This is a genomic window from Agrobacterium sp. LY4 (assembly GCF_001526585.1).
Taxonomy (GTDB): domain Bacteria; phylum Pseudomonadota; class Alphaproteobacteria; order Rhizobiales; family Rhizobiaceae; genus Agrobacterium; species Agrobacterium leguminum.
Map to the genome: position 1 here is coordinate 1 of NZ_ASYA01000050.1, position 342 is coordinate 342.

A 342-nucleotide genomic window follows, 5' to 3' on the forward strand; every position below is an offset into this window, starting at 1 on the left:
GCGAAGGCGGAAGTCGGTGCGCTGATCTCCAGACTCGGCTTCACCGGCATCGATCTCGGCCCGGTCTCGATTGGCGGCAAACTGGTGCAGTTCCCTGGCGGTCCACTACCCGCCCTCAACCTCGTCAAGTTCGGCTGAACGATCTCAGATAAACCGGAGAGCGACCCTTCCTCTCCGGTTCGCCCTGCTTTTCACCAAAGGAAACCTCCTATGGACATGCCAGTCTCCCGCAGTATTTCAGTAGGCCACGCGGACAGCAAACCGCTCGCTTCATGGGCCGCAGTCGCCAGCATCGGCGTCGGCGCTTTCGCTCTTGTCACCACCGAATTCCTGCCCGTCGGG

Annotated in this window: 1 pseudogene; it reads left to right on the forward strand. The window is 61.4% G+C overall.

The annotated features are described in order from the left end of the window. A pseudogene (locus L904_RS23495) lies at positions 1 to 138 on the forward strand (NADP oxidoreductase); the annotation flags it as partial. Between the last annotated feature and the right edge of the window lie 204 nt (positions 139 to 342).